A 4,217-nucleotide genomic window follows, 5' to 3' on the forward strand; every position below is an offset into this window, starting at 1 on the left:
GGTCGAGCAGATGCCCGAGGCGAAGGCGTTGTTTGTGCGTGAGGCGCTGGGACTGACCGGGGATCTTCCAGCTCTGGCAAAGCCCTGACCGCCTCATTGAGGCTGATGGCCCCTTCGCGAGCAGGCTCGCTCCCACTGTTGAGATGCATTCCAATGTGGGAGCGAGCCTGCTCGCGAAAGCGTGCGCCCACTTACCGGGGTTTTGAGCCGTGCAACATCTGGTAACGCCTTCCCCCAGTGTTCGATTGTGATGGTAAATGTGAGTCCTTATCATTTGGCCCACCTTTCCCGACCGTGAGACCACTCCCATGTTGGCACCCAAGCGTCTTCTGACCGCACTGGCCTTGACCCTGATCGGCAGCACCACTGCCCAGGCCGCCGATGAGGTGGTGGTTTACTCGTCGCGTATCGATGAGCTGATCAAACCGGTATTCGATGCCTACACCGCCAAGACCGGGGTGAAGATCAAGTTCATCACCGACAAGGAAGCGCCGCTGATGCAGCGCATCAAGGCCGAGGGCGAAAACGCCACCGCCGACCTGCTGCTCACCGTCGACGCCGGCAACCTGTGGCAGGCCGAGCAGATGGGCATCCTCCAGCCGTTCACTTCAAAGACCATCGACGCCAACATCCCCCTGCAATATCGCTCGTCCACCCACGCCTGGACCGGCCTGAGCCTGCGCGCGCGGACCATCGCCTATTCCACCGAGCGGGTGAAGCCGGGCGAACTGACCACCTATGAAGCGCTGGCCGACAAGAATTGGGAAGGCCGCCTGTGCCTGCGCACGGCGAAGAAGGTCTACAACCAGTCGCTGACTGCGACCATGATCGAAGTTCACGGCGCCGAGAAGACCGAGAAGATCCTCAAGGGCTGGGTCAACAACCTGTCCACTGACGTGTTCTCCGATGACGTTGCGGTGCTGGAAGCGATCAACGCCGGGCAGTGCGATGTCGGCATCGTCAACACCTACTACTACGGTCGCCTGCACAAGCAAAAGCCTGAACTGCCGGTGAAGCTGTTCTGGCCGAATCAGGCCGATCGCGGTGTGCATGTGAACCTGTCGGGCATCGGCCTGACCAAACATGCACCGCACCCGGAAGCGGCCAAGGCGCTGGTCGAATGGATGACCACGCCTGAGGCGCAGAAGATTTTTGCTGATGTGAACCAGGAATTCCCGGCCAACCCGGCGGTGGCACCCTCGGAAGAAGTGGCGGCGTGGGGCAAGTTCATTGCTGATACCTTGCCGGTAGAAGTGGCGGGCAAACGTCAGGCCGAGGCGATCCGGATGATGGATCGGGCGGGGTGGAACTGAGGCGTTTCGTGTAACTGTTGATCTTTCAATATCGCTCCCTCACCCCAGCCCTCTCCCGGAGGGAGAGGGAGCCAACTTGTGTTGCTTTCGAAACTTGAGTTCGACTCAATATCTCAGGTCGATGTAGTTTGCATGAGCACCTCGGTCAGTTCCCTCTCCCTCCGGGAGAGGGCTAGGGTGAGGGCAGCAATCCCAACCTGAAATACGCAATCCAAGAACACCCCATTCCCTCCAGAGACCCAAAAGTGGCCCACCCCGCCCAACGCCGCTGGTACCCCATCGTCTTCGCCATCGCCGCGCTGGTGTTGTTGCCGCTGAGCGTGCTGTTGTTGTCGTGGCAGACCATCGATCAGCAGATCTGGTCGCATCTGTGGCAAACCCAGATGCCGCGACTGCTCGGCAATACCCTGACGCTGATCCTCGGCGTCGGTGTCGGCGTGACCCTGCTGGGTGTCAGCCTGGCGTGGCTGACCAGCCTCTGCGAATTCCCCGGTCGGCGCTGGCTCGACTGGGCGCTGATGCTGCCCTTCGCCATTCCAGCGTATGTACTGGCGTTCGTTTTCGTCGGCCTGCTCGATTTCGCCGGCCCCGTGCAAACCCTGCTGCGCGAATGGTTCGGCACGGGTTTGCGCCTGCCGCGAGTGCGTTCCACCGGCGGGGTGATCGTGGTGCTGGTGCTGGTTTTTTATCCCTACGTTTATCTGCTGGCGCGCACCGCATTCCTGGCTCAGGGCAAAGGCCTGATGGAAGCGGCGCGGGTGCTCGGGCAGTCGCCGTGGCAGGCGTTCTGGCGGGTTGCGCTGCCGATGGCGCGTCCGGCGATCGGCGCGGGCGTGGCGCTGGCGCTGATGGAAACCCTCGCCGATTTTGGCGCGGTGTCGGTGTTCAACTTCGACACCTTCACCACGGCCATCTACAAAACCTGGTACGGCTTCTTCAGCCTGCCCAGCGCCGCACAACTGGCCAATCTGTTGCTGCTGGTGGTGATGCTGGTGCTGTACGGCGAGCGCCGTGCGCGCGGGGCGAATCGGGCCAGCAACGAGCGGCCACGGGTGAAAGCGCTGTATCACCTGCGGGGAATCAAGGCCTTCGCGGCGACGGGCTGGTGTGCATTGGTATTCGCCTGCGCCTTCGTTATCCCGGTGCTGCAACTGATCGTGTGGTTCTGGCAGCGCGGGCGCTTCGATCTGGACGAGCGCTACGCCGGACTGATCCTGCACACCCTGTATCTGGGGGCGATGGCCGCGCTGATCACCGTCAGCGTTGCGCTGTTGCTGGCGTTTGCCCGGCGTCTGGCGCCGACCCCAGCCATCAACTCCGGCGTCGGTCTGGCCAATCTCGGCTACGCCTTGCCCGGTTCGGTGCTGGCGGTGTCGATCATGCTTGCCTTCAGTTATCTGGATCGTGAACTGGTGATTCCGCTCTCCGCTTGGCTCGGTGGTGCCGGCAAACCATTGCTGCTCGGCAGCCTCGCGGCGTTGCTGATGGCTTATCTGGTGCGCTTCATTGCCGTCGCCTATGGGCCGCTGGAAAGCAGTCTGGCGCGTATACGGCCATCTTTGCCCGAAGCGGCACGTAGTCTGGGTGTCAGTGGGCCGCGACTGTTTTTCAAAGTGTATCTGCCGCTGCTGCTGCCCGGCACCTTGAGCGCCGCGTTGCTGGTGTTCGTCGATGTGCTCAAGGAAATGCCTGCGACCCTGCTGATGCGCCCGTTTGGCTGGGACACGCTGGCAGTGCGCATCTTTGAAATGACCAGTGAAGGCGAATGGGCGCGCGCCTCATTGCCGGCATTGACGCTGGTGCTGGTCGGGTTGTTGCCGGTGATCGGATTGATTCGACGTTCGGCGCACCGAAACTAGGGGGCGTTCTCGATTGGTTTCCCCACCGCGCCGGGCCTGCTGTTGTGCAGGGCAAGACGCGAGAAGCGTGGTTTGGTTGTTCCAAATAAGCTTCGAGCAACGCAGCCCTGCACAACAGCAGGCCCGGCCCTCCGGGTTGTGCCTAAAAGCGAGCCAGCCTGCGTTGCAGGCCTTGAAAAGGGAATACCATTCCCAGCGGCCTGCGCCTTGCCTGGCTCGCTTTTAGGCGACAACGCGGTGGGGAAACCAATTGAGAACGCCCCCGTAGTCGTCAGTCCTACATCATGCGGCTACAATGCGCGGCATTCGGTGCGGTTCGTCTGACAGACCCGTGCGCTGGAATCGGCTGCAAGCCTTACTTATCAAGGCTTTCAGCCGTATAGCGGCGGTCCGCACCCTCGCCACGCCCGGAAGGAGAAACCCATGGGACAGCGTACGCCTCTGTATGACCTGCACCTCGCGCTCGGCGCGAAGATGGTCGATTTTGGCGGTTGGGACATGCCACTGCATTACGGCTCGCAGGTCGAGGAGCACCACGAAGTGCGCCGCGATTGCGGGGTGTTCGATGTTTCCCATATGACCGTGATCGATGTCACCGGCGCCCAGGCCAAGGCCTGGCTCCAGCATTTGCTGGCCAACGACGTCGAACGTCTGCACCGCCCCGGCCGGGCGTTGTACAGCACCATGCTCAATGAGCGCGGTGGCATCGTCGACGACATGATCGTCTACCGCCTCGACGACGCTTACCGGCTGGTGTTCAACGCCTCGACCCGCGATCAGGATCTGGCCTGGATGAACGCCCAGCTCGGCGCCTACGACGTGCAACTGCACGAGCGCGCCGAGCTGGCGATGCTCGCCATCCAGGGCCCGCAGGCCCGGCACAAGATTGCCGAACTGGTCACCCAGTCCCGCGCCACGCTGATCCAGCAACTCAAACCTTTCGAAGGCGCCATCGACGGCGACTGGTTCATCGCGCGCACCGGTTACACCGGCGAGGATGGCCTGGAAATCTGCCTGCCCGCGAATCAGGCGCCGGGTTTCTTCA

The 4,217-nt window shown here is 62.2% G+C and carries 3 protein-coding genes and 1 pseudogene; all 4 read left to right on the plus strand.

Annotated elements, in window-relative coordinates; translation table 11 throughout:
- Positions 1-88, plus strand: an 88-nt coding sequence (locus OQK_RS31225) for a hypothetical protein (RefSeq protein WP_238537216.1), incomplete at its 5' end; no start/stop codon positions are given.
- A gap of 220 nt (positions 89-308) precedes the next feature.
- A complete protein-coding gene (locus OQK_RS12200) occupies positions 309-1,313 on the plus strand; it encodes an extracellular solute-binding protein (protein WP_016772637.1) in 1,005 nt (334 codons plus the stop codon).
- 245 nt (positions 1,314-1,558) lie between these two features.
- Positions 1,559-3,172, plus strand: coding sequence for an ABC transporter permease (locus OQK_RS12205; RefSeq protein ID WP_016772638.1), 1,614 nt, complete (start codon positions 1,559-1,561; stop codon positions 3,170-3,172).
- A gap of 423 nt (positions 3,173-3,595) precedes the next feature.
- A pseudogene (locus OQK_RS12210) lies at positions 3,596-4,217 on the plus strand (glycine cleavage system aminomethyltransferase GcvT); the annotation flags it as partial.

It is taken from the genome of Pseudomonas sp. R62 (assembly GCF_000257605.1).
GTDB lineage: Bacteria > Pseudomonadota > Gammaproteobacteria > Pseudomonadales > Pseudomonadaceae > Aquipseudomonas > Aquipseudomonas atacamensis.

What these genes read in the sequence shown, in the direction of transcription:
- OQK_RS12200 (WP_016772637.1), top strand. Translation starts at nt 309, where the DNA reads ATGTTGGCACCCAAGCGTCTTCTGACCGCACTGGCCTTGACCCTGATC.